The 23,749-nt window shown below is 72.4% G+C and carries 20 protein-coding genes; 8 read left to right on the forward strand and 12 right to left on the reverse strand.

What is annotated here, in order from left to right:
* Positions 1-3: 3 nt before the first annotated feature.
* From AWC30_RS14790 to AWC30_RS14815, 6 genes are all read right to left on the reverse strand, one after another.
* Positions 4-1,056: a hemolysin family protein gene (locus tag AWC30_RS14790; RefSeq protein WP_085110999.1), complete on the reverse strand. Its 1,053-nt coding sequence runs from the start codon at positions 1,054-1,056 to the stop codon at positions 4-6.
* Positions 1,056-2,390, reverse strand: a complete 1,335-nt coding sequence (locus AWC30_RS14795) for a hemolysin family protein (protein WP_085111068.1) — start codon at positions 2,388-2,390, stop codon at positions 1,056-1,058. The genes AWC30_RS14790 and AWC30_RS14795 overlap by 1 nt, the downstream gene beginning before the upstream one ends.
* A 22-nt stretch (positions 2,391-2,412) precedes the next feature.
* On the reverse strand, positions 2,413-3,861 hold the full coding sequence (locus AWC30_RS14800) for a GuaB1 family IMP dehydrogenase-related protein (RefSeq protein WP_085111000.1): 1,449 nt from the start codon (positions 3,859-3,861) through the stop codon (positions 2,413-2,415).
* Between the two features lie 85 nt (positions 3,862-3,946).
* The gene (gene gndA, locus AWC30_RS14805) at positions 3,947-5,404 is read right to left on the reverse strand and encodes an NADP-dependent phosphogluconate dehydrogenase (protein WP_085111001.1); all 1,458 of its coding nucleotides are present in this window, start codon (positions 5,402-5,404) and stop codon (positions 3,947-3,949) included.
* A 74-nt stretch (positions 5,405-5,478) separates the two neighbouring features.
* Entirely contained in the window at positions 5,479-6,411 is a 933-nt protein-coding gene (locus tag AWC30_RS14810; RefSeq protein WP_085111002.1) for a M56 family metallopeptidase, read from the reverse strand.
* A gap of 14 nt (positions 6,412-6,425) precedes the next feature.
* Positions 6,426-6,842 (reverse strand): BlaI/MecI/CopY family transcriptional regulator, encoded by a 417-nt coding sequence (locus AWC30_RS14815; RefSeq protein ID WP_085111003.1) that lies wholly within the window; start codon positions 6,840-6,842, stop codon positions 6,426-6,428.
* A gap of 236 nt (positions 6,843-7,078) precedes the next feature.
* On the opposite strand from AWC30_RS14815, the gene AWC30_RS14820 reads away from it, so the two are divergent.
* A complete protein-coding gene (locus tag AWC30_RS14820; protein ID WP_085111004.1) occupies positions 7,079-7,501 on the forward strand; it encodes a PaaI family thioesterase in 423 nt (140 codons plus the stop codon).
* Positions 7,502-7,516: 15 nt separating this feature from the next.
* On the opposite strand, the gene AWC30_RS14825 is transcribed toward AWC30_RS14820, so the two are convergent.
* On the reverse strand, positions 7,517-8,905 hold the full coding sequence (locus tag AWC30_RS14825; RefSeq protein WP_085111005.1) for a type II NADH:quinone oxidoreductase Ndh: 1,389 nt from the start codon (positions 8,903-8,905) through the stop codon (positions 7,517-7,519).
* Positions 8,906-9,032: 127 nt separating this feature from the next.
* Entirely contained in the window at positions 9,033-9,710 is a 678-nt protein-coding gene (locus tag AWC30_RS14830; protein ID WP_207568455.1) for an SDR family oxidoreductase, read from the reverse strand.
* A 162-nt stretch (positions 9,711-9,872) separates the two neighbouring features.
* Between AWC30_RS14830 and modA the strand changes: the two genes are divergently transcribed.
* From modA to AWC30_RS14850, 4 genes are all read left to right on the forward strand, one after another.
* Positions 9,873-10,631 carry a molybdate ABC transporter substrate-binding protein gene (modA, locus tag AWC30_RS14835; RefSeq protein WP_085111006.1) on the forward strand — a complete coding sequence of 253 codons (759 nt, stop codon included), beginning with the start codon at positions 9,873-9,875 and terminating at the stop codon, positions 10,629-10,631.
* Positions 10,632-10,642: 11 nt separating this feature from the next.
* Positions 10,643-11,431, forward strand: coding sequence for an ABC transporter permease (locus AWC30_RS14840; protein WP_207568456.1), 789 nt, complete (start codon positions 10,643-10,645; stop codon positions 11,429-11,431).
* Positions 11,432-12,523, forward strand: coding sequence for a sulfate/molybdate ABC transporter ATP-binding protein (locus AWC30_RS14845; RefSeq protein WP_085111007.1), 1,092 nt, complete (start codon positions 11,432-11,434; stop codon positions 12,521-12,523).
* A gap of 114 nt (positions 12,524-12,637) precedes the next feature.
* Positions 12,638-13,573: an alanine and proline-rich secreted protein Apa gene (locus tag AWC30_RS14850; RefSeq protein WP_085111008.1), complete on the forward strand. Its 936-nt coding sequence runs from the start codon at positions 12,638-12,640 to the stop codon at positions 13,571-13,573.
* A gap of 239 nt (positions 13,574-13,812) precedes the next feature.
* Here the strand turns inward: AWC30_RS14850 and AWC30_RS14855 are convergent, their stop codons facing one another.
* Positions 13,813-14,580, reverse strand: a complete 768-nt coding sequence (locus AWC30_RS14855; RefSeq protein ID WP_085111009.1) for a CPBP family intramembrane glutamic endopeptidase — start codon at positions 14,578-14,580, stop codon at positions 13,813-13,815.
* Between the two features lie 10 nt (positions 14,581-14,590).
* Entirely contained in the window at positions 14,591-16,966 is a 2,376-nt protein-coding gene (locus tag AWC30_RS14860; protein WP_372507219.1) for a phosphoketolase family protein, read from the reverse strand.
* Positions 16,967-17,035: 69 nt separating this feature from the next.
* Here AWC30_RS14860 and AWC30_RS14865 point away from each other — a divergent pair, with 69 nt between their 5' ends.
* Positions 17,036-19,411, forward strand: a complete 2,376-nt coding sequence (locus AWC30_RS14865; RefSeq protein ID WP_085111011.1) for a CaiB/BaiF CoA transferase family protein — start codon at positions 17,036-17,038, stop codon at positions 19,409-19,411.
* Positions 19,412-19,466: 55 nt separating this feature from the next.
* Positions 19,467-20,939: an acetyl-CoA acetyltransferase gene (locus AWC30_RS14870; RefSeq protein ID WP_085111012.1), complete on the forward strand. Its 1,473-nt coding sequence runs from the start codon at positions 19,467-19,469 to the stop codon at positions 20,937-20,939.
* Between the two features lie 7 nt (positions 20,940-20,946).
* Here the strand turns inward: AWC30_RS14870 and AWC30_RS14875 are convergent, their stop codons facing one another.
* Complete coding sequence (locus AWC30_RS14875) at positions 20,947-22,179, reverse strand: NAD(P)/FAD-dependent oxidoreductase (protein ID WP_085111071.1); 1,233 nt, start codon at positions 22,177-22,179, stop codon at positions 20,947-20,949.
* A 184-nt stretch (positions 22,180-22,363) separates the two neighbouring features.
* Between AWC30_RS14875 and AWC30_RS17855 the strand changes: the two genes are divergently transcribed.
* Positions 22,364-22,513 (forward strand): hypothetical protein, encoded by a 150-nt coding sequence (locus tag AWC30_RS17855; RefSeq protein WP_165756487.1) that lies wholly within the window; start codon positions 22,364-22,366, stop codon positions 22,511-22,513.
* Between the two features lie 8 nt (positions 22,514-22,521).
* Here the strand turns inward: AWC30_RS17855 and AWC30_RS14880 are convergent, their stop codons facing one another.
* Positions 22,522-23,748 carry an alpha-hydroxy acid oxidase gene (locus tag AWC30_RS14880; protein ID WP_085111013.1) on the reverse strand — a complete coding sequence of 409 codons (1,227 nt, stop codon included), beginning with the start codon at positions 23,746-23,748 and terminating at the stop codon, positions 22,522-22,524.
* Position 23,749 lies beyond the last annotated feature (1 nt).

Below are 23,749 nucleotides of genomic sequence, written 5' to 3' on the forward strand. Positions count from 1 at the left end.
CCATCAGATCCGGTGCGTGCCGTCGCGGACGGTGCCGACCAGGTCCTCGACCAGGTCTTCCAGTGCCACCATCGACACCACCCGGCCGTCGTGGCCGGTGGCCAGCGCCAGATGGCTGTTGGTGCGCCGCAACCGCGACAGCGCCTCGGGCAGCGGCAGGGATTCGAGGACCCGCGGCAGCGGGCGCACCGCGGCGCGGGCGAGCACGGCGTTGGGGTCGTCGCCGAGCGCCAGCACGTCCTTGATGTGCAGGTAGCCGACGAACCCGCCGGTCGGGTCGACCACCGGGAAGCGGGAGTAGCCGGTCTCGGCCAGCGCGGCCTCGACCGCGGCGACGGTGGGCCCGGTGCCGGGGGCGGCGGCGGGCACGGTGCGGATGTCGCCGAGCGGCACCGCGACGTCGGCGACCACCCGGGAGCGGATCTGCAGGGCGCGGGTGAGCCGGGTGTGTTCCTCGTGGTCGAGCAGGCCCTCGGAGACCGATTCGGCGATCATCTCGGAGAGTTCGACGGTGGAGACGGTGATGTCCAATTCGTCCTTCGGGTCCACCCGCAGCGCGCGCAGGGTCAGGTTGGCGCACCAGTTGTAGAACGCGATGAACGGCCGTGCGGCGCGCACATAGACCAGGTAGATCGGGATCATCAGCATCGCGGCGGTCTCCGGCCCGGCCAGCGCGATGTTCTTGGGCACCATCTCGCCGAGCAGCACGTGCAGGGTCACCACGATCGCCAAGGCGATCAGAAACGCCAGCGTGTGCACCAGCGGGTCGGGGATGCCGACCAGGTCGAAGGAGTGCCCCAGCATGGCCGCGACCGCGGGTTCGGCGACCCGGCCGAGCAGGATGGAGCAGACCGTCACCCCCAGCTGAGCCCCGGCCAGCATCAGCGACAGCTGCTCGCCGGCGGCGATGACGGTCAGCGCGCTCTTCTTGCCCTGCTCGGCGAGGGCTTCCAGCCGGTCGCGGCGCGCCGAGATCAGCGAGAACTCCGCCGCGACGAAGAAGGCGTTGGCGCCCAGCAGCGCGACCGTGAGCAGGATCGCGGCGAGGTCGGCCATCAGTGCGCCGCCTGACCGGTCTCGGTGAGCTCGAGCAGGTCGATGCGTCTGCCGTCCATCCGCACCACCCGGGCCCGCCAGCGCACCGGCAGCTCCGGGTCGAACTCGGGCAGCTCCACGCTCTCCCCGGCGGCCGGGATGTGGCCGAGTTGCTGCAGCACCAGGCCGCCGATGGTGTCGTACTCGCCGTCCGGGCCGCGGTAGCCGGTGGCCGCGGCGACCTCGTCGATGCGCAGCAGCCCCGACACCTGCCAGCCGGTGCCCAGGGCGACGACGTCGGGGGTGGCGTCGTCGTGTTCGTCGCGGACGTCGCCGACGATCTCCTCGATCAGGTCCTCCACCGTGACCATGCCCGCGGTGCCGCCGTATTCGTCGACGACCATGGCGGTCTGCAGGCCGTTGGCCCGGATCTGGGTCATCACCGCATCGCCGTCGAGGGTGGAGGGCACCACCGCGACCGGCTGCGCGATGTCGGCCAGCGGCGTGCCGGCCCGCTGCGCGGCGGGGACCGCGAAGATCTGTTTGACGTGGACGATGCCGATGGTTTCGTCGAGGTCGCCGCGCACGATCGGGAACCGGGAGAACCCGGACTCGGCGGCGATGGCCGCCAGGTCGGCGATGCTCGCGTCGCTTTCCAGCGCGACGATCTTCGACCGCGGGGTCATCAGTTCCTCGGCGGACAGGGTGCCGAACTTCAGCGAGCGGCCCACCAGCGCGGCGGTGGCGCTGTCCAGCGAGCCGCTGCGCGCCGAGCTGCGCACCAGCGCGGTCAGCTCGCGCGGGGAGCGTGCCGAGCGCAGTTCCTCGGCCGGTTCGATGCCCATCCGGCGCACGATCGCGTTGGCGGCGCCGTTGGTCAACCGGATCGCCGGGGCGAACAGCGCCGAGAACAACAGCTGCGGGCCTGCGGTGGCGCGGGCGGCCGGCAGCGGGCGGGCCACCGCGAAGTTCTTCGGCACCAGTTCGCCGAAGACCATCGACAGCGAGGTGGCCAGCAGCAGCGCGACGAACAGTGCGATTCCGCCGGCCCAGCCGGCGGGTATCCCCACGGCGCCCAGCGCGGGCCGGATCCAGCGGGCCAGCACCGGTTCGGCCAGGTAGCCGGTGGCCAAGGTGGTGATCGAGATGCCCAGTTGGGCCCCGGAGAGCTGGAAGGACAGGGTGTGGTGGGCGCGTTTGACGAACCGGTCGCGGCGGCCGCCGTGGCGGGCGTTGGCCTCGACCGTGGAGCGTTCCAGCGCGGTCAGCGAGAACTCGGCGGCCACGAAGACCGCGGTTCCCGCGGTCAGCGCCAGGATCGCCAGCAGCGATCCCGCGGTGAGCGCGATCGTCATCGGCTCGGACATCGCGCGGCGGTCACCACCCGTGGGGCAGCGGGTGCCCCTCGGCGAACCCGGCCGCCGACTGCACGCCGAGGACGACCCGCTCGTGCAGTTCGGGCAGGGTCGCCGCGCCGACGTAGGTGCAGGTGCTGCGCACCCCGGCGGTGATGTGGTCGAGCAGGTCCTCGACGCCGCCGTGCTCGGGGCTGACCGCCATCCGGGAGGTCGAGATGCCCTCCTCGAACAGCATTTTGCGGGCCCGGTCATAGGGGCTGTCCAGGGCGGTGCGGGCGCCGACCGCCCGTTTCGACGCCATGCCGTAGCTCTCCTTGTAGGGCCGCTCGTCGCGGTCGTGCAGGAGGTCGCCGGGGGACTCGTAGGTGCCGGCGAACCAGGAGCCGATCATCACGTTCGACGCTCCCGCCGCGAGCGCCAACGCCACGTCCCGGGGGAAGCGGACCCCGCCGTCGGCCCACACGTGTCCACCGAGTTCGCGTGCGGCCGAGGCGCATTCGAGGACGGCGGAGAACTGCGGGCGACCCACCGCGGTCATCATCCGGGTGGTGCACATGGCGCCGGGGCCTACCCCGACCTTGACGATGTCGGCGCCGGCCTCGATCAGGTCGCGGGTGCCCGCCGCGGACACCACGTTGCCGGCGACCACCGGCAGCCCCAGCCCCAGTCCGGCCACCGCGCGGACCGTGTCGATCATCTTCTCCTGGTGGCCGTGCGCGGTGTCGATGACCAGCACGTCGGCGCCTGCCTCGGCGAGCGCGGCGGCACGCACGGCGGCGTCGGTGTTGATGCCGATCGCGGCCGCGACCCGCAACCGGCCGGCCGTGTCCAGCGCCGGGGTGTAGATCTCGGCCCGGACCGCGCCGGTGCGGGTGAGCACCCCGGTCAGCCGGCCGTCGGCGGCGGTCAGCACCGCCATCCCGACCGGGGCGGACTCCAGCAGATCGAACACCTTGCGCGGGGCGGTGCCTGCCGGTGCGGTGACGAAGTCGGTCAGTTGCACGTCGGCGACCCGGGCGAACCGGTCCACCCCGGCGCAGCACGCCTCGGTGACCAGGCCGACCGGGCGGCCGTCGACGATGACCACCGCTGCGCCGTGGGCGCGTTTGTGGATCAGCGCGAGCGCGGCCGACACCGAGTCCTCCGGGGTGAGCACCACCGGGGTGTCGGCGACCAGATCGCGGCTCTTGACGAACGCGACGGTCTGTTGGACCGCCGCGATCGGCAGGTCCTGCGGCAGCACCACCAGTCCGCCGCGGCGGGCCACGGTCTCGGCCATCCGCTTGCCCGCGACGGCGGTCATGTTGGCCACCACCACCGGGATCGTGGTGCCCGAGCCGTCGACGGTGGCCAGGTCGACGTCGAAGCGCGAGCTCACCGTCGAGCGGTTGGGGACGATGAACACATCGTCGTAGGTCAGGTCGTAGGGCAGGTCACGCCCGGGGCGTTGGCCGTCCAGAAACCTCATCCGCGTTCACCCGCCCGCCGGGTCGGGTCCGGATCGTCGTCCTCCAATGGTCATCCTGTCGTCGTGGTGGTCTGCGGTCGGCGGGTCAGGCCGGCACCTCGCTGCGGTCGCCGCTCCACAGGGTGTGGAACATGCCGGGCCGGTCGGTGCGACCGTAGGTGTGGGCGCCGAAGTAGTCCCGCTGGGCCTGGGTGAGCGCGGCAGGCAGCCGTTCGGTGCGCAGGCCGTCGTAGTAGGACAGCGCGGAGGCGAAGCCCGGCACCGGGATGCCCAACCCGGTGGCGGTGATCACCACGCGCCGCCAGCTGTCGATCGCGGTCTCCACCGCGGCGCGGAAGTAGGGCGCGGCGAGCAGGCTGACCAGCTCCGGGTCGGTGTCGAAGGCGTCCTTGATCCGGTCGAGGAACTTGGCCCGGATGATGCAGCCGCCGCGCCAGATCGTGGCCAGGTCGCCGGGGGCGACGTTCCAGCCGTGTTCGGCGCTGCCGGCCTGGATCTGGTTGAAGCCCTGCGCGTAGGCGACGATCTTGGAGGCGTACAGCGCCTGGCGGACGTCCTCGGTGAACGCGGCGGCGTCGGCGGGCCGCTCGCCGAGCCGGCCGGCGGCCAGCCCGGCGCCGGCCGCGCGCTGCTCCACCGAGCCGGACAGGGCCCGGGCGAACACCGCCTCGGCGATGCCGGTGACCGGGACCCCGAGGTCCAGCGCCGATTTGACCGTCCAGCGGCCGGTGCCCTTCTGTTCGGCCCGGTCCAGGATGACGTCGACCAGCGGTGCCCCGGTGGCCGCGTCGACCTGGCGCAGCACCTCCGCGGTGATCTCGATCAGGTAGCTGTCCAGATCGCCGGTGTTCCATTCGGCGAAGACGTCGGCGATCCGCGGCGCGGTCAGCCCCAGACCGTCGCGCAGCAGCTGGTAGGCCTCGCCGATGAGCTGCATGTCGGCGTATTCGATGCCGTTGTGCACCATCTTGACGAAGTGCCCGGAGCCGTCCGGGCCGATGTGGGTGCAGCACGGCACCCCGTCGACGTGCGCGGAGATCTCCTCGAGCAGTGGGCCCAGCGAGGCGTAGGACTCGGCAGGCCCGCCCGGCATGATCGACGGGCCGTTGAGGGCGCCCTCCTCGCCGCCGGAGATGCCGGCGCCGACGAAGTGCAAACCGCGTGCGGCCAGCGCCTTCTCCCGGCGGATGGTGTCGGTGTACAGGGCGTTGCCGCCGTCGATGACGATGTCGCCGGGCTCCATCGCGGCGGCGAGTTCGTCGATGACGGCGTCGGTGGCGGCGCCGGCCTTGACCATGATCAGCACCCGCCGCGGCCGTTCCAGGGCGGCGAGGAATTCACCGATCGTCTCGGTGCGGACGAAGGCGCCGTCGCCGCCGTGCTCGGCCAGCAGCGCGTCGGTTTTGGCCACCGACCGGTTGTGCAGCGCCACGGTGTAGCCGTGCCGGGCGAAGTTGCGGGCGATGTTGGAGCCCATCACCGCCAGGCCGGTCACCCCGATCTGGGCACTGCCGGTGGCTGTGGTGGTTTCCGACGGACTCATTCAATCGCCTCCCAAGGCTTGTCGGGGACTGGGCGGAACCGGCGCGGCGCACCCCGCCAGCGGGGCGCGGGCGGTCACGGCAGCATCAGCCGTTGCAGCTCGAAAAGCCACGGTACCGCCACGGCCACGGTGGGCACGCCGACGATCGCGGCGGCGGCGGCGTAGGCCAGCACGGCCAGCGTCCGACTGTTGGTGTGCCGGGCGAGCCGACGCACCCGCACCACGGTGTGGGTGCCCGCGCCCAGCGCGCCGGCGGGCACCGGGCCTGCGGCGCAGGCCACCAGGGCCCGGCCCAGCGGCCTGCGGCCGGAGGTGCGGACGGCGGCGTCGTCGGCGAGCAGTTCGATCAGCAGCCGCACCGCGTCGAGGGCGTGGGCGCTGCGCACCACCCGCGGGAAGGCGGCGTGCACCGCGGTGAACGCCTCCAGCACCAGGTCGTGGCGGGCGCGCAGGTGGGCGCGTTCGTGGCTGAGGATCGCGGCGAGTTCGTCGTCGTCGAGCCGGGTGAGGGTGCCGTCGCTGAGCACCACCCGGGCGCGGACACCGGGCAGGCAGTAGGCCAGCGGCTCGGGGACCTGCAGCACCCGCAGCGGCGGGTGGCCGCGCGGGGCGGGGGAGACGCCGCCGACCAGGTCGACGAGCATGCGGTGGCGGGCGCGGCGGCGGCGGGTCCCGATCATCACCTGCAGCACCGCGACCACCAGCCGGGCCCCGACCAGCACGGTGAGCACCAGCACCGTGACGTAGAAGAACCACAGCGGCCAGCCGAGCCGGCCGATGTCGCCGGCCAGGGTGGCGGTGGGCCGGCCGTCCGGGCCGGGCATCAGCAGCCGGCTGGCGGTGGCGATGCCGGCGCTGAACGCGGAGAGCACCGCGGCGACGGCGATCGCCTGCCAGAGCACCAGCGCCGCGCGGGGTGCCCGCAGCGGCCAGCGCGACCGGGCCAGCAGCGCGGGCACCGGTGCGGCCAGCAGCAGCGCGAGGAGGGTGAAGGCCAGCGCGGACACGTTGTCAGTGTCTCTCAGTCGACCGGTCGACCGCCAGTAGGGTCGCCGTCCCGGTGGGCGGTCTGCAGCTCGGCCAGCGCGCGGCGCAGGGCGTCGGCCTCGGCGGCGCCGACCCGCTCGACGAAGTGCATCAGCGCGGCCTGCCTGCCGGTGCGGTCGGCGACCTGGTCCAGGGCGTCGACCATGAGCCCGGCCACCAGTTCGTCGCGGCTGAAGCGCGGGGAGTAGCGGTGGGCTCGGTCGTCGCGCAGCTGGACGACCAGGTCCTTCTTGGCGAGCCGCTGCAGCACGGTCATCACCGTGGTGTAGGCCAGGTCGCGCCGCAGCGCGAGTAGTTCGTGCACCTGGCGCACCGTCTGGGGCTCCGACGCCGACCACAGGTGGTCCATCACGGCGCGCTCCAGGTCGCCCAGCCGTGTCAGGTTGGCCATGGTTCGTCTCACCCCTCCCGTGATGTGCTGCAGCCTACTCCGGTCCACTACGCGGCGTCGCACCGCCCCCCTTGCGCGGTTAGGGCAGCCTTGCCTATGCTGTCGTCGTCGAGTGCTACACGGGCCGCGCCGGCGTCCTGAGGGCTGCAGAGACCCCCGGTCCGACTCGACGGGCGGGCCCCGCGCCGATCCGGCCGGGGCCCGCCCGCACTCGGCAGATGGTGTAGACACAGAAGATGCCCTCGTCCGACGCCTCCCCGGTCCCGCCCGAACTCGGCGCCCCGTTCGACAACGAACTGGGGCTGGTCTACACCGAGGTCGGCCCGGACGGCGCCCGCGCACACCTGGATGTGACGCCGAAACTGTTGCAGCCCATGGGTTTGGTGCACGGTGGGGTGTTCTGCTCGGTCATCGAGAGCATGGCCAGTGTGGCCGGGTTCGCCTGGCTGAGCGAACACGGTGGCGGCAACGTCGTCGGCGTCAACAACAGCACCGATTTCCTGCGCGCCGGGCGCTCCGGGCGGCTGCACGGGGTCGCGACGCCGCTGCATCGGGGCCGGCGCCAACAGTTGTGGCTGGTGACGATCAGCGACGCCGAGCAACGGGTGCTCGCCCGCGGCCAGGTCCGGCTGCAGAACCTGCCCACCGACGGCGGGTAGCCGGCGCGCGACGGGTCAGTTCGCGACCCGGTGCACCTCGGCGCGCTGCGCTTCGGTGGCGAACACCTCGAGTTGTTCCATCCGGGTGCGGCCGAAGGCCTGCTGGTCGGTGATGGTCAGCTGGCTGCGGGCGTCGGACAGGAACGTCATCGCCCACGACAGCAGCGTGCTGATCTTGGATTTGAACCCGACCAGGTAGACCAGATGCAGCACCAGCCAGGCCAGCCAGGCCAGAAAGCCGCTGAACTCCAGCGGACCGATCTTGGCCACCGCGGAGAACTTCGACACCGTCGCCATCGACCCCTTGTCCAGGTATTGGAACGGTTCCCGCTGGGCGGGGTCGGCGCCGCGCAGTTCGGCCCGGATCAGGTTGGCGGCGTACTTGCCGCCCTGGATGGCGCCCTGCGCCACCCCGGGCACGCCGTCCACCGCGGCCATGTCGCCGACGACGAAGACGTTCGGGTGGCCGGGCACCGACAGGTCGGGCAGCACCTTGACCCGGCCGGCCCGATCGAGTTCGACGTCGGACTGCTCGGCGAGGTCGCGGCCCAGCGGGCTGGCCGACACGCCCGCCGACCACACCTTGCAGGTGGATTCGATCCGGCGTTCGGTGCCGTCGTGGTCCTTGACCATCAGCCCGTTGCGGTCCACGTCGGTGACCATCGCCCCGAGCTGGATCTCCACGCCCATCTTCTCCAGCCGGGCGGCCGCACGCTGCCCGAGTTTCTCGCCCATCGGCGGCAGCACCGCGGGGGAGGCGTCGAGCAGTATCACCCGGGCCTTGGTGGGGTCGATCTTGCGGAAGGTGCCCTTGAGGGTGCGGTCGGCCATCTCGGCGATCTGCCCGGCCATCTCCACCCCGGTGGGCCCGGCGCCGATGACGGTGAAGGTCAGCAGCTTGCTGCGCCGGGCCGGGTCGCTGGAGCGCTCGGCGCGTTCGAAGGCGCTGAGGATGCGCCCGCGCAACTCCAGCGCGTCGTCGATGGACTTCATGCCCGGCGCCCACTCGGCGAACTGATCGTTGCCGAAGTAGGACTGGCCCGCGCCGGCGGCGATGATCAGGCTGTCGAACGGGGTCTCGTAGACGTGGCCCAGCAGTTCGGAGACGACGACCTTGTTGGTCAGGTCGATGCGGGTGACGTCGCCGAGCAGCACCTGCACGTTGCGTTGTTTGCGCAGGATGACGCGGGTGGCCGGGGCGATCTCGCCCTCGGAGATGATCCCGGTGGCCACCTGGTAGAGCAACGGCTGGAACAGGTGGTGGGTGGTGCGGGCGATCAGTTTGATGTCGACGTCGGCGCGTTTGAGTTTTTTGACGGCATTGAGCCCGCCGAAACCGGATCCGATGACGACGACCTGGTGACGACGCCGGGGCTCGGCAGCGACTTCGGGTTGGGCACTCACGGTTTGATTGCTCCTCGACACCGACAGCACGTTCGTCTTTAACCGTAGCCGCCCGGCTTCGCGGCCGCCCGCCGGGTGGCTGTGGGGTCGACCACCCCTTGGCGCCGAGTGGGGGAGCGGGCCGCGGTCAGCCGAAGTTGGCCAGGGCGCCGTGGCTGACGTGCAGGGTCTGCCCGGTGATGTGGCGAGCGGCCGGGGTGGTCAGGAAGACGCTCAGGCGGGCGATCTCCTCGGCCACCGTCGGCGTGCCGCGGGTCAGGCCGTCGTAGCCGGGCTGGAAGCTCTGGCCGCCGGCGACCACGTTGACGGTGATCCCGCGGGTCCCGAAGGCCTCGGCCTGCCCGGCGCTCCAGTTGCCCAGCGCGGCCTTCATCGCCGCGGGGACCGCGCCGCCCTGCTCCTCGTCGGCGACCACGCTGACGATCGAGCCACCCGAGCGCAGGTGGTCGCCGACGGTCTGCACGGTCAGCACCGCGGCGAGCACGGTGGCGTCCAGGCCGGCGCGCCAGGCTCCGGCGTGGTCGGCCAGGGTGTAGGTGCGCGGGTCCCCGGACTCGGCCTGCGGGGCGGGCACGTTGACGATGGTGTCGAGGTGGTGCGGGAACAGCCCGCGCGCCTCGGCCAGGCTGGCCGGGTCGGTGTTGTCGCAGACGATCGCGTCGACGTCGAGTTGCCGGGCGATGGCCTGCAGTTCCTCAGGGCGGCGACCGGTGAGCGTCACGGTGTGGCCCGCGTCGCGAAAGCCCTCGGCGATCGTGCGACCCAGTTCGGTGTCGCCGCCGGTTACCAGGACCTCCATCACCATGACCTCCTCTTCCGCGGCGCCCGAACGCGGCGCCGACCGCGGCTCATGTTACTGGACAGTAGCTAGTATCCGCACCGGGGCCGACACGATCGGGACACGGTTTGGCCTCCGGACCGGAACGGCACTGTCGCGGCCCGGTCGGCGGTGACTAGGGTGCAGTCCATGCGTCGAATCTCCTTGCTGGCCGTCGGTGTCTCGACGATGCTGGCGACCGCCCTGAGCGGGTGCAGCACCGCCGATGACCAGGCCTCCGCGATCACGGTGTTCGCGGCCGCGTCGCTCAAGCCGGCGTTCACCGAGATCGCCGAGCAGTTCAAGACCGACAATCCCGGCGTGGACGTCGAATTCGACTTCGGCGGCTCCTCGGCGCTGGCCACCCAGCTCACCGAGGGCGCGAGCGCCGACGTCTTCGCCTCCGCGGACACCGCGCAGATGGACAAGGTCGTCCAGGCCGGGCTGGTCGACGGCACCCCCACCGATTTCGCCGCCAACACCCTGGTGATCGTCACCGCGCCGGACAACCCCAAGCACGTGGAGTCCTTCGCCGACCTGGCCCGCCCCGAGCTCAACGTGGTGGTGTGCCAGGCGCCGGTGCCGTGCGGCGCCGCGACCCGCCAGCTCGAGGACAACACCGCGGTGCACCTCAACCCGGCCAGTGAGGAGCCCAGCGTCACCGACGTGCTCACCAAGGTCACCAGCGGGCAGGCCGACGCCGGGCTGGTCTATGTCACCGATGCGCTCAACGCCGGTGACGCGGTGACCACCGTGCGGTTCCCGGAATCCGACGACGTGGTCAACGTCTATCCGATCGCGGTGCTGCAGAAGGCCGCCGACACCGACCTGGCCCAGAAGTTCGTTGACGCGGTGACCGGGGAGGCCGGCCAGAAGGTTCTGGACCGGGCCGGCTTCGCCAAGCCCTGACGCCGACGCTGGTGAACCGGCCTGCCGGACTGCCGGCGTGGGTGTATCTGCCCGCCGCGGCGGGGGCCGCGTTCGTGGTGCTGCCGCTGGCGGCCGTGGCACTGCGGGTGGACTGGCCGAACTTCTGGTCGCTGCTGACCAGCCCGTCCTCGCTGGCCGCGCTGGGCCTGAGTTTGAAGACCGCCACCGCCAGCACGCTGTTGTGCATCGTGTTGGGCGTGCCGATGGCACTGGTGCTGGCCCGCAGCCGGGCCCGGCCGGTGCGGCTGGCGCGGCCGTTGATCCTGCTGCCGCTGGTGCTGCCGCCGGTCGTCGGCGGGATCGCGCTGCTCTACGCGTTCGGCCGGCTGGGGCTGGTCGGACGTCATCTCAGCGCGGCCGGGATCGACATCGCGTTCACCACGACCGCCGTGGTGCTGGCCCAGACCTTCGTGTCCCTGCCGTTTCTGGTCATCGCGCTCGAGGGTGCGGCGCGCACCGCCGGCGCGGACTACGAACTGGTGGCCGCGACGCTGGGTGCGCGGCCCAGCACGGTGTGGTGGCGGGTGACGCTGCCGCTGCTGGTGCCCGGGTTGACCTCCGGCGCGGTGCTGGCGTTCGCCCGTTCGCTGGGGGAGTTCGGCGCCACCTTGACCTTCGCCGGCTCCCGGCAAGGGGTCACCCGCACCCTGCCACTGGAGATCTATCTGCAGCGGGTCACCGACGCCGACGCCGCGGTGGCGCTGTCGTTGCTGCTGGTGGCGGTGGCCGCGGTGGTCGTGGTGGGGCTGGGCAGTCGCCGCCTGACCGGGGTGGGCTAGATGGACGCGGCGGGGCTGACGGTGCGCGCCGTGGTCGCCGGGCGCGGCCTCGACGTCGCGTTCAGCGTGCCTGCCGGTCAGGTGCTGGCGATCGTCGGGCCCAACGGGGCGGGCAAGTCGACGGCGCTGCACGTCATCGCCGGGCTGGTGCGGCCCGACTCCGGGCTGGTGCGGGTGGGCGACCGGGTGCTCACCGATACCGCCGCCGGGGTGCAGGTGGCCACCCACGACCGCCGGGTCGGGCTGCTGTTGCAGAACCCGTTGCTGTTCCCGCATCTGAGTGTGGCCGCCAACGTCGCGTTCGGACCGCGCTGCCGGGGCGGGCGGGAGTCGGTTCCGGCCGTCGCCCGACGCTGGCTGCGCGAGGTCGACGCCGAGGAGTTGGCCGACCGCAAGCCGCGCCGGCTCTCCGGGGGCCAAGCCCAGCGGGTCGCGATCGCCCGCGCGCTGGCCGCCGAGCCGGAGGTGCTCTTGCTCGACGAGCCGCTGGCCGGGCTGGACGTGGCCGCGGCCAGTGCGGCGCGGGCGGTGCTGCGCCGCGCGGTGACCGGGGCCCGCACCGCCACCGTCCTGATCACCCACGACCTGCTCGACGTGGTGAGCATGGCGGATCGGATCCTGGTGCTCGAGGCCGGCGGCGTCGCGGAGGCCGGCCCGGTCAGCGCGGTGCTGGCCGCGCCGCGCAGCGCGTTCGGTGCGCTGCTGGCCGGGGTGAACCTGGTCGCGGGCACGATTGCCGGTGACGGCCTGCTACGCGGTGTCGACGGCACCGTCTGGCACGGGTTCGGCGAGGTGGGTGCCGGGCAGGCCGGGGTGGCGGTGTTCGCGCCGTCGGCGGTGGCGGTGTTCGCACAGCCGCCGCAGGGCAGCCCACGCAACCTGGTCCCGGTGACCGTCGCGGAGATCGACACGCGCGGCCCGGTGGTGCGGGTGCGAGCCGGTGAGCAGTCCGACGGCACACCCGGGCTGGCGGCCGACATCACCGCCGAGGCGGCCGCACAGCTGGGGCTGGCCGCCGGCCTGCGGGTCTGGTTCGGGGTGAAGGCCCAGGAGGTGGCGTTGCACCCGTCGGCGCGACACACCGAGGGCTGAGACCGGCTTGCGGCCGGGTTCGCTCCTCGTCGGGTGGCGTTCGGCGCGGGTTTGGGCGCCGATGTTTGCAATTCGAACTTGCGTCACGGACGTAACACGGTAGATTTTTGCGCCATGGAGCAGGTGGATCCGACATCAAACCGTAAATCACTGTGGGGGACGTTGGCGGTCGCGGCGGCGACCGGAGCCAGCGCGGTGACGATTGCGTTGCCGGCGACCGCACTCGCCGACCCGCCGCCGCCGCCGGCACCGCCGACCACGGAGCAGGCGCCGCCACCGGCGGACCAGCCCGCGCCACCGCCGGCGCCGGGTGAGGCCCCGCCGCCTCCGCCCGGCGAGGCTCCGCCGCCGGCACCCGGGCAGGCTCCGCCGCCGGCCGACCCGCTGGCGCCGCCACCGCCGCCCGCGCCGCAACCGGCCCGCGTCGACAACCCGGTGGGCGGGTTCAGCTTCGTGCCGCCCGCCGGCTGGGTGGAGTCCGACGCCACTCAGCTCAACTACGGCTCGGCGCTGCTGAGCAAGGAGATCAGCCCGGGCGAGTTCGGGCAGCCGCCGGTGGTCGCCAACGACACCCGCATCCTGCTGGGCCGGCTGGACCACAAGCTCTACGCCGCCTCGGAGGCCGACAACGCCAAGGCCGCCTCGAAGCTGGCCTCGGACATGGGTGAGTTCTACATGCCCTACCCGGGCACCCGAGTGAACTCGGAGAACAGTGAGCTCACCGCCGGTGACCTCAGCGGCAACGCGTCGTTTTACGAGGTGAAGTTCACCGACGAGACCAAGCCCAACGGCCAGATCTGGTCCGGTGTGGTCGGCGACGCGGGCACCGACGACGCCACCAGCAACCGTTGGTTCGTGGTGTGGCTGGGCACCGCCAACGACCCGATCGACAAGGGCGCCGCCACGGCACTGGCCGAGTCGATCCGTCCGTTCACCGCGCCGGAGGCCCCGCCCGCGCCGGGTGAGCCGCCGGTGCCGGGTGCTCCGCCCGCGCCCGAGGCTCCCGCGCCGCCGCCTGCGCCACCTGCTCCGCCGGCTCAGCCCGCCTGATCCGGACCGGTCGAGCCGTCCGCGGCTCGGCCCGGTTCACCGCCTCGAGCGTCGCCGAATGAAGTTCCTCGGCGGCGCTCGACGCGTTTTTCCGCCATGGTTCAACACTCGGGCGCCCTGGTTCTTCACTCGCGGGTTCTGCACGCGCGGGTTCTTCACTCGGGGTTCTGCACTCGCGGAATCCCCGCTTGCGGCGATGGGATGCCGGCGATCGGGCGCCCGCGACGCGTTGGCCGCGGTCAGGCGGAGAGCTGCCAGACCAGGGCGGCGGCCAGGGCGCCCATCCCGTTAAGTGACCAGTGCAGCGCGATCGGCGCGATCAGGCTGCCGCTGCGCCGCCGCAGCCAGGTGAACACGAAGCCGGCGGCCCCGGTGGCCAACACCGCCAACACCACCCCGGCGAGCATGCCCAGCACACCGCCGCCGAACAGCCGGGTGAACCCGACGTTGCTGCTGGTCAGCCCCATCGACGTGGCGATGTGCCACAGCCCGAACAGCAGGGATCCGGCGGCGGCGACCCCACGGAACCCCCAGGCGCGGTCCAGCGCGCCGTGCAGCACCCCCCGAAACGCCAACTCCTCGGGGATCACCGTCTGCAGCGGGATGATGATCATCGAGGCGACCAGCGCGCCGGACAGCGTCGCGTAGTGGTTGTTGAGGAACATCGCACGGGTCCACGGCAGCGCCGCCCCCACGGCGATGACCGAGACCACCACGCCGACCGCGGCCAGCGCGTAGCCCGCCCCGGAGCGCCAGTGGTCGCGGCCGAGGCCCAGTTCCGCCCAGCCCAGCCCGCGGGCGCGGACCAGGACCACCAGCCCGACCGCGGCCAGCGGCACGGTGGCCACCCCGGCCCAGGTGGTGGTGAAGTGCGCGATGAGGTTGGTCAGCGCCAACACCACCACCACGACCGCGATGTCGACGTAGACCCGGGCCTGGCTCAACGCGCTGAGCTGCAGGGATAACGGGTGCGGGTGGGGCGCGGCCACGGCCGGTGCCTGATGCATTCGGCCCAGTTTACCGGCTGTTCGACCAGGTCCATCCGGTGATCGCGGGGTCGTCCTCACCGTGTTCGCGGGTGTAGGAGCGGGCGGCCAGCCGGGCGTCGACCATTCGTTGGCGCAGCACCGCGGCCCGCCCACCCAGGCTCGGCACCCGGTCGATGACGTCCATGACCAGGTGGAACCGGTCCAGGTCGTTGAGCATCACCATGTCGAACGGCGTGGTGGTGGTGCCGCGGTCCTTGTAGCCGCGCACGTGCAGGCCGGCGTGGTTGGTGCGCCGGTAGGTCAGCCGGTGGATCAGCCACGGATAGCCGTGATAGGCGAAGATGACCGGCTTGTCGGCGGTGAACAGCGTGTCGAACTCCCGGTCGCAGAGTCCGTGCGGGTGGTCGGTATCCGGCAGCAGCCGCATCAGGTCGACGACGTTGACCACCCGGACCGCCAGGTCCGGCAGCTCGCGGCGCAGGATGTCGGCGGCCGCGAGGGTCTCCAGGGTGGGCACGTCGCCGGCGCAGGCCAGCACCACGTCGGGTTCGCCGGTGGTGGTGCTCGCCCACTCCCAGATCCCCAGCCCGCGGGTGCAGTGCGCGACGGCGTCGGTCATGTTCAGGTAGCTCAGCTGCGGTTGCTTGCCGGCGACGATGACGTTGACGTAGTCGCGGCTGCGCAGGCAGTGGTCGGCCACCGACAGCAGCGTGTTGCCGTCCGGCGGCAGGTAGACCCGCACCACCTCGGGGCGTTTGTTGGCGACCAGGTCGATGAACCCGGGGTCCTGATGCGAGGCGCCGTTATGGTCCTGGCGCCACACATGGGAGGTCAGCAGGTAGTTCAGCGAGGCGATCGGGCGCCGCCACGGCAGCTCCCGGCTGACCGTCAGCCACTTGGCGTGCTGGTTGAACATCGAGTCGACGATGTGTACGAACGCCTCGTAGCAGCTGAACAGGCCGTGCCGGCCGGTGAGCAGGTAGCCCTCCAGCCAGCCCTGGCAGAGATGCTCGGAGAGCACCTCCATCACCCGCCCGTCCGGGGAGAGGTGCTCGTCGCTGGGCAGGATCGGTTCCAGCCACACCTTGTCGGTGGCGTCGTAGACCGCGTCGAGCCGGTTGGAGGCGGTCTCGTCGGGGCCCATCAGCCGGAACCGGTCGGGGTTGCGGGCCATCACGTCGCGCAGGAACCCGCCGAGCACCCGGGTGGCCTCCTGGGTCTCGGTGGCCGGTCGCGGCACCGCGACCGCGTAGTCGCGGAAGTCGGGCAGGTCCAGGTCGTGCAGCAGCAGGCCGCCGTTGGCGTGCGGGTTGGCGCTCATCCGCCGGTCGCCGTCGGGTGCCTGGGCCCGCAGCTCCGGGCGCAGCCGGCCGGCCTCGTCGAAGAGTTCCTCGGGCCGGTAGCCGCGCAGCCACTCCTCGAGTTGTGTCCGGTGTTCGGCGTTGTCGCGGGTGCCCGGCAGCGGCACCTGGTGCGAGCGCCAGGTGCCCTCCACCTCGAGCCCGTCGACGGTCTTGGGTCCGGTCCAGCCCTTGGGGGTGCGCAACACGATCATCGGCCAGCGTGGCCGCTCGCCGACCCCGTCGGTGCGGGCCGCGCGCTGGATGGCGGCGATCTCGTCGAACGCCTCGTCGAGGGCGGCGGCCAGCGCCCGGTGCACGGCGGCGGGCTCGTCGCCTGCGACGGTGATAGGCCGGTGCCCGTACCCGCGCAGCAGGCTGTCGAGTTCCTCCTCGGGGATGCGCGCCAGCAGCGTCGGGTTGGCGATCTTGTAGCCGTTGAGGTGCAGGATCGGCAGCACCGCGCCGTCACGGGCCGGGTTGAGCATCTTGTTGGAGTGCCAACTGGTGGCCAGCGGCCCGGTTTCGGCCTCGCCGTCACCGATCACGCAGGCCACCACCAGGCCGGGGTTGTCCAGCGCGGCGCCGTAGGCGTGGACCAGCGAATAGCCGAGTTCACCGCCCTCGTTGATCGACCCCGGGGTCTGCGCGGCCACATGGCTGGGGATGCCGCCGGGGAAGGAGAACTGCCGGAACAGCGCGCGCAACCCGTCGGTGTCCTCGCCGATGCCGGTGTAGACCTCGCTGTAGGTGCCCTCCAGGTAGGCGTTGGCGACCAGGCCGGGCCCGCCGTGGCCCGGGCCCGTGACGTAGATGACGTCGGCGTCGCGCTGCCGGATCACCCGGTTGAGGTGGGCGTAGACCAGGTTGAGCCCCGGGGTGGTGCCCCAGTGCCCGAGCAGCCGCGGTTTGATGTGCTCGGGGGCCAGCGGTTCCCGCAGCAGCGGGTTGTCCAGCAGGTAGATCTGGCCGACCGACAGGTAGTTGGCGGCGCGCCAGTAGGCGTCGATGGCGGCCAGGTCGTCCTCGCCCAGAGTGCGGGCGGGCGCGGTGTCAGCAGTCATCTGTCTCATTGTCCCGATTTCCGGCCGGTGGTGCCGCACCGTGGCGAACCGGTTGCCTACGCTGGCGGGGTGTTGCTGGAATCGGTGCGGGTGCTTGATCTGTCCGGCGGGGACGCCGACGCGGTGACCCGGGTCTTCGCCGACCTGGGCGCCGACGTCCTCAAGATCGAGCCGCCCGGCGGCGATGCGGCGCGCACCGCCGCGCCGACACTGGCCGGCGCCGGCATCCCGTTCGGCCTGCACAACGCCAACAAACGCGCGGCCGTGCTCGACCCGGACGCCGAGGCCGACCGGCGCCGGCTGGCCGAGTTGGCCGCCGGTGCCGACATCGTCGTCGACAGCAACGGCCGTGCCGCCGCCTACGGTCTCGACTGTGCCGCGCTGACCGACCGGCATCGGCATCTGGTCGCGGTGACGGTCAGCGACTTCGGCACCGACGGCCCCCGCGCGTCGTGGCGGGCCACCGACGCGGTGTTCTACGCCCTGTCCGGAGCGCTGTCGCGGTCCGGGCCCACCCACGGCACACCGGTGCTGCCGCCGACCGGGATCGCCTCGGCCACCGCGGCGGTGCAGGCCGCCTGGGCCACGCTGGCCGCCTACTACCGCCGGCTGCGCTGCGGCGTCGGCGACTACCTGGATTTCTCCCGGTTCGACGCGGTGGCCGTCGGCCTGGACCCGGTGTTCGGCACCCACGGCCAGACCGCGGCCGCCCAGCGGGCGCCGGAGCGCTGGCGGGGCCGGCCCCGCAACCAGGACGCCTACCCGATCTTCGCCTGCCGGGACGGCTACGTCCGGATCTGCGTGATGTCGCCGCGCCAGTGGCACGGGCTGCGCGCCTGGCTGGGCGAGCCGGAGCGGTTCCAGGACCCGAAGTTCGACCGGATCGGCGCCCGGTTCGCGGCCTGGCCGCAGATCAGCGAACTGGTCGCCGCGCTGTTCGCCGACCGGACCAGGGCGGAGCTGGTGGCCGCCGGGCAGTCCCACCGGGTGCCGATCGCGGCGGTGCTGGACCCGGCCGAGGCGCTGACCTCCGACCATTTCCGGGCGGTCGGCGCGATCGCCGACGTCGAGCTGGTCCCCGGCGTCGACACCGCGGTGCCGGTCGGCTATTTCACCGTCGAGGGTGCGCGCGCCGGGTTCCGCACACCGGCACCGGCGCCCGGTGCCGACCGGCCGGACTGGGCGACCGGCGCGCCGGCGACCGTCCCCGACGCCGACCCCGGGAACGGCCGGCCGTTCACCGGGCTGCGCATCCTGGATCTGGGCATCATCGTCGCCGGCGGCGAGACCAGCAGGCTCTTCGCCGACCTGGGTGCCGAGGTCATCAAGGTGGAGAGCGCCGAGCATCCCGACGGCCTGCGCCAGACCCGGCCCGGCCAGCCGATGAGCGAATCGTTCGCCTGGGCACACCGCAACAGCGCGGCGTTGGGGCTGGACCTGCGCAGCGCCGAGGGCGCCGCCCTGTTCGAGCGGCTGGTCGCCGAATCCGACGCGGTGTTCGCCAATTTCAAACCCGGCACGCTGGCCGGCCTCGGCTTCGACCACGCGCGGCTGCGCGCCCTCAACCCGCGCATCGTGCTGGCCGAGAGCAGTGCGTTCGGCGACACCGGCCCGTGGAGCGACCGGATGGGTTACGGGCCGCTGGTGCGGGCCACCACCGGGGTCACCCGGCTGTGGACCGCCCCGGACGGCACGGCCGAGAGCGGCCGCCACCCGTTCTACGACGCGACGACGATCTTCCCCGACCATGTCGCCGGGCGGGTCACCGCGATCGCCGCGCTCGCGGCGCTGATCCACCGCCATCACCGGGGCGCGGGGGTCCGCGTCCACATCGCCCAGACCGAGGTCGCCGTCAACCAGCTGGCCGTCCACTACGTCACCGAGGCGGCCCGCCGGGACGGCACGGCGGCGGTCTCGGACGGCGCCGACCTGCACCTGGTCTCTCCCGCCGCCGGCGACGACGAATGGTGTGTGGTGTCGATCTGTGACGACGTCGACTGGCGCGCGATCACCGCGGTGCTGGGCCGCCCCGAACTGGCCGACGACCCCCGCTTCGCCGACGGCGCCGCGCGCCGGGCACACCGCGCCGAGCTGACCGCGCAGCTGTCGGATTGGACGTCGCGGCGCCCGCCGTCGGCGGCGGCGACCGAATTGCAGGCCGCCGGCATCGCCGCCGCCCCGATGAACCGCCCGCCCGAGCTGGCCGAGGACCCGCAGCTGCACCACCGGAAGGTCTTCGCCGACATGGTCCATCCGCTCTTCGACACCCCGCTGCCCGCCGAGACCGGCCCGGCGAGGTATCGGCGCATCCCGGCGGCGCCGACCCGGCCCGCACCGCTCGCCGGGGCCGACACCCGCCGGATCTGCTCTGCGGTGCTGGGGCTGCCCGCCGCCGAGATCGAGCGCCTGATCGAAGCCCGCGTACTGTTTTCCGCAACCGGATGAGCACGGCACGGCCGCGCTCGTCCGACAGTGCTCTTCCCAGGTGAAAGGTGTTGCGATGACGCTCGATCCGCGAACCCCGGTGTTGATCGGCTACGGGCAGGTCAACAACCGCGACGACGACACCGTCGAGCCGGTCGACCTGATGGTCACCGCCGCCCGCCGGGCCGGCGCCGAACCGGTGCTGGCGGCCGTCGACGCGATCCGGGTGGTCAACATCCTTTCGGCGCAGTACCGCGACGCGGGGCGACTGCTGGGTGAGCGCCTCGGCGCCGACACGCCGGCGACCGGCTACACCGGGGTGGGCGGCAACACCCCGCAGAGCCTGCTCAACCGGACCTGCCTGGACATCCAGCACGGGCGCGCCGACCTGGTCCTGCTGGCCGGTGCGGAGACCTGGCGCACCCGCACCCGGCTGCGGGCCCAGGACAAGCGGCTGGCCTGGACCCGGCAGGACGAGTCGGTGCCGATCGCCGAATGCCTCGACGAGAACGTCCCGATGGCCGGGCCGGGGGAGGAGCGGATCCGACTGGACCGGCCGGCCTACGTCTATCCGCTCTTCGAGCAGGGGGTGCGGATCGCCGCCGGCGCCGCAATCGAGGAGCACCGCCGGGCGATCGGTGCGCTGTGGGCGCGCTTCGCCGAGGTCGCGGTGGACAACCCGCACGCCTGGATCCGTCGGCCGGTCACCGCCGAGGAGATCTGGCGGCCCAGCCACACCAACCGGATGATCAGCTGGCCCTACACCAAGCTGATGAACTCCAACAACATGGTCGACCAGGGCTCGGCCCTGCTGCTCACCTCGGTGGAGCGGGCCAGGCAACTGCGGATCCCCACCGAACGGTGGGTCTTCCCGCAGGCCGGCACCGACGCCCACGACACCTACGCGATCGCCGAACGCGCGGAGCTGCACCGCTCACCGGCGATCCGGATCGGCGCGGCGCGGGTGTTGCAGCTGGCCGGGCTCGGCGTCGATGACATCGCCCACGTCGACCTGTACTCGTGTTTCCCGTCCGCGGTGCAAGTGGCCGCCGCCGAAATCGGGCTGCCCGTCGACGACCCGGACCGCCCGCTGACCGTCACCGGCGGCCTGACCTTCGCCGGCGGCCCGTGGAACAACTACGTCATGCATTCAATCGCGACGATGGCCGAACGCCTCGTCGCCGCACCCGGCAGCTACGGGCTGGTCAGCGCCAACGGCGGCTACCTGACCAAGCACAGTTTCGGGGTGTACGGCACCGAGCCGCCGCGGGCCGGGTTCCGCTGGGCCGACGTGCAGGAGGCGGTCGACGCCGAGCCGACCCGGGTCGCCGTGGTGGAGTACGCCGGGCCGGGCACGGTGGAGTCGTGGACGACGCCGTTCGATCGGGACGGCCGGCCCGCGAAGGCGTTTTTGACCGTGCGCACCCCCGACGACGCGCGCACGCTGGCCTGGATCGCCGACCCCGACGAGGCCGCCGACACCGTCGACACCGAGCTGGCCGGCGCGCCGGTGACCGTGCACGCCGACGGCTCGGGGAGCCTGCGCTGAACGACGGTCAGCCGGCCAACTCGCCCACCGGGACCTGCGGATCGGCCAGCCGGTCCGGGTCGACCGCCGTCTTGGCCCGGATGAGCGCCTTGATGTCGTCGAGGCCCTCCCAGATGTTGACGTTCATCCCGGCCAGCACCCGGCTGTCCTCGTCGAGCCAGAACGCCACGAACTCGCGGCCCGCGACGTCACCGCGGGTCACCACCTTCGCGTACTTCGGGGCGTGGCCGACGTACTCCATGCCCAGGTCGTACTGGTCGGTGAAGAAGTAGGGCAGTTCGGCGTACTCGGCGGCCTCGCCGAGCATCCCGGCGGCGGCCACCGCCGGCTGTTTGAGTGCGTTGGCCCAGTGCTCGGTGCGCACCCGGGCCCCCAGCAGCGGGTGCTGGGCGGCGGCGATGTCGCCGACCGCGTAGACGTCCGGGTCGCTGCTGCGCAGGCCGGCGTCGACGGTCACGCCGCCGTCGGCGGTCTCCAGCCCGGCCTGTTCGGCCAGTTCCAGGTTCGGTTGCGCCCCGACCGCCACCAGTACCGCGTCGGCGCGGATCTCGCTGCCGTCCTCGAGCTTGAGGCCGGTGGCCTTCCCGTCGGCGGTGGTGATCTCGGCGACGCCGACCCGCAGGCGCAGGTCGACGTCGTGTTCCCGGTGCAGCGCGGCGAAGACCTCGCCCAGTTCGGAGCCCAGGGCGCGCAGCAACGGCGCGGCGGCGGCTTCGACCACGGTGACCGCGGTGCCGCGCTGGCGGGCCGAGGCCGCCACCTCCAGTCCGATCCAGCCGCCGCCGATCACCGCCAGCGACGCGCCGTCGCCGAGCACCCCGTCGAGGGCGGTGGCGTCGTCGATGCTGCGCAGGTAGTGCACGCCCGCGGCGTCGCCGGCCGGGATCGGTGGGCGCCGGGACCGTGAGCCGGTGGCCAGCAGCAGCTTGTCGTAGCTGACGGTGGTGCCGTCGGCCAGGGTCACCGTGTGGCCGGTGAGGTCCAGGCCGGTGGCGCGCACCCCGAGCCGCAGGTCGACGTCGTGGCCGCGGTACCAGTCGGCGGTCTGCACGGTGAACTCGGCGAGGGTCTTCTTGCCGGCAAGAAATTCCTTCGACAGCGGCGGGCGTTCGTAGGGCAGGTGCTCCTCGTCGCCGATCAGTATGATTTTTCCGTTGAATCCCTTGTCGCGCAGGGCTTCTACGGCCTTCGCCCCGGCCAGCCCGGCGCCGACGATGACGAAGGTTTGCGAATCTGCCATGATCATGTGCTCCGTTCGGCTGGGGGACCTGCTGTTGCGCGCAACCGGTGCCCGGTGGAGTTTGTTCCCGGTGCACATCCGAGGCTAGTGAAGCCCCGCGCGGCGCACACCGAATATCGGTCGTGGCAGCGGCGGTTTCGGCTGCTGTGGGCCGATCGAACCGGGCAGCAGGAGGGTCCCCGTCGTGACGACCCGTCGCTCCGGTGCGCCGGAAACCCGCACCTGCTACAAGGCCAACCGGCACCCGACGCCGGCCCGCACCCACCTCACCGGCCAGACGGTGACCATCGCCGACCGGTTGGCTTCGGGCAAGGGCAAGATCCCCCGGTTCTGATCCTCGGCTCAACCCCGCCGGGGCAGCTGGGTCACGTGGTCGGCGGTGAGTTCCTCCAGGCAGGTCACGCCGAGGAGCCGCATGGTGCGGGTGATCTGGTCGGTGAGGATCTCGATCGCGCGGGTGACGCCGGCCTGGCCGCCGGCCATCAGGCCGTAGAGATAGGCGCGCCCGATCAGGGTGCAGCGGGCGCCGAGTGCGACCGCCGCGACGATGTCGGCGCCGGACATGATGCCGGTGTCGAGGAGGATCTCGGTGTCGGAACCCAGTTCCCGGGCCACCGCGGGCAGCAGCCGGAACGGGACCGGCGCCCGGTCGAGTTGCCTGCCGCCGTGGTTGGACAGCACGATCCCGTCGACACCGACCTCGACCATGCGGCGGGCGTCGTCGAGGGTCTGGATGCCCTTGACCACGAAGCGGCCCGGCCACCGGCTTTTGATCCAGGCCAGGTCCTCGACGGTGACACCGGGGTCGAACATGGTGTCCATGTACTGGGCGACGGTGCCCGGCCAGCGATCCAGTGAGGCGAACGCCAGCGGTTCGGTGGTCAGCAGGTTGAACCACCAGGCCGGCCGGGGTACCGCGTCGAGCACGGTGCGCAACGTCAACGACGGCGGGATCGCCATGCCGTTGCGGCTGTCGCGCAACCGGGCCCCGGCGACCGGGCAGTCGACCGTGATCAGCAGGGTGTCGTAGCCGGCGGCGGCGGCGCGTTCCATCAACGCCATCGAGCGGTCCCGGTCGCGCCACATGTAGAGCTGAAACCACCGCCTTCCCTGCGGTATCGCGGTCGCGACGTCTTCGATCGACGCGGTGCCCAGCGTCGACAGCGAAAAGGGGATGCCCGCCGCGGCAGCGGCCGCGGCCCCGCCGAGTTCACCCTCGGTCTGCATCAGCCGGGTGAAGCCGGTCGGGGCGATCGCGAACGGTAGCGCGACCGGTCCGCCGAGCACGTCCCATCCGGTGTCCACGGTGCTGACGTCGCGCAGGACCGACGGATGGAACTCGATGTCGCGGAAGGCTTGCCGAGCCCTGGCCAGGGAGATCTCGTCGTCGGCCGCACCGTCGGTGTAGTCGAATGCCGCGCGCGGCGTGCGGCGCCGGGCGATCTGCCGCAGATCCTCGATCGTCAGCGCGTTGCGCAGCCTGCGCCGGGCCGGGTGCAGGTCGGGGCGGCGCAGCCGGATCAGCGGTGCCAACTCGCCGGGCCGGGGTACCCGGCGGGGGACGGCCACC

Origin of the sequence: Mycolicibacillus trivialis (assembly GCF_002102395.1) — a bacterium.
In the GTDB taxonomy this organism is placed as follows: Bacteria; Actinomycetota; Actinomycetes; order Mycobacteriales; family Mycobacteriaceae; genus Mycobacterium; species Mycobacterium triviale.

Excerpts from the sequence above, each read along its gene's own strand:
- AWC30_RS14790 (WP_085110999.1), bottom strand. The coding sequence starts at position 1,056 with ATGGCCGACCTCGCCGCGATCCTGCTCACGGTCGCGCTGCTGGGCGCC.
- modA (WP_085111006.1), top strand. The coding sequence starts at position 9,873 with ATGCGTCGAATCTCCTTGCTGGCCGTCGGTGTCTCGACGATGCTGGCG.
- AWC30_RS14830 (WP_207568455.1), bottom strand. The coding sequence starts at position 9,710 with ATGGTGATGGAGGTCCTGGTAACCGGCGGCGACACCGAACTGGGTCGC.
- AWC30_RS14850 (WP_085111008.1), top strand. The coding sequence starts at position 12,638 with ATGGAGCAGGTGGATCCGACATCAAACCGTAAATCACTGTGGGGGACG.
- gndA (WP_085111001.1), bottom strand. The coding sequence starts at position 5,404 with ATGAGTCCGTCGGAAACCACCACAGCCACCGGCAGTGCCCAGATCGGG.
- AWC30_RS14875 (WP_085111071.1), bottom strand. The coding sequence starts at position 22,179 with ATGGCAGATTCGCAAACCTTCGTCATCGTCGGCGCCGGGCTGGCCGGG.
- AWC30_RS14860 (WP_372507219.1), bottom strand. The coding sequence starts at position 16,966 with ATGACTGCTGACACCGCGCCCGCCCGCACTCTGGGCGAGGACGACCTG.
- AWC30_RS14855 (WP_085111009.1), bottom strand. The coding sequence starts at position 14,580 with ATGCATCAGGCACCGGCCGTGGCCGCGCCCCACCCGCACCCGTTATCC.
- AWC30_RS14795 (WP_085111068.1), bottom strand. The coding sequence starts at position 2,390 with ATGACGATCGCGCTCACCGCGGGATCGCTGCTGGCGATCCTGGCGCTG.
- AWC30_RS14800 (WP_085111000.1), bottom strand. The coding sequence starts at position 3,861 with ATGAGGTTTCTGGACGGCCAACGCCCCGGGCGTGACCTGCCCTACGAC.
- AWC30_RS14845 (WP_085111007.1), top strand. The coding sequence starts at position 11,432 with ATGGACGCGGCGGGGCTGACGGTGCGCGCCGTGGTCGCCGGGCGCGGC.
- AWC30_RS14870 (WP_085111012.1), top strand. The coding sequence starts at position 19,467 with ATGACGCTCGATCCGCGAACCCCGGTGTTGATCGGCTACGGGCAGGTC.
- AWC30_RS14820 (WP_085111004.1), top strand. The coding sequence starts at position 7,079 with ATGCCCTCGTCCGACGCCTCCCCGGTCCCGCCCGAACTCGGCGCCCCG.
- AWC30_RS14815 (WP_085111003.1), bottom strand. The coding sequence starts at position 6,842 with ATGGCCAACCTGACACGGCTGGGCGACCTGGAGCGCGCCGTGATGGAC.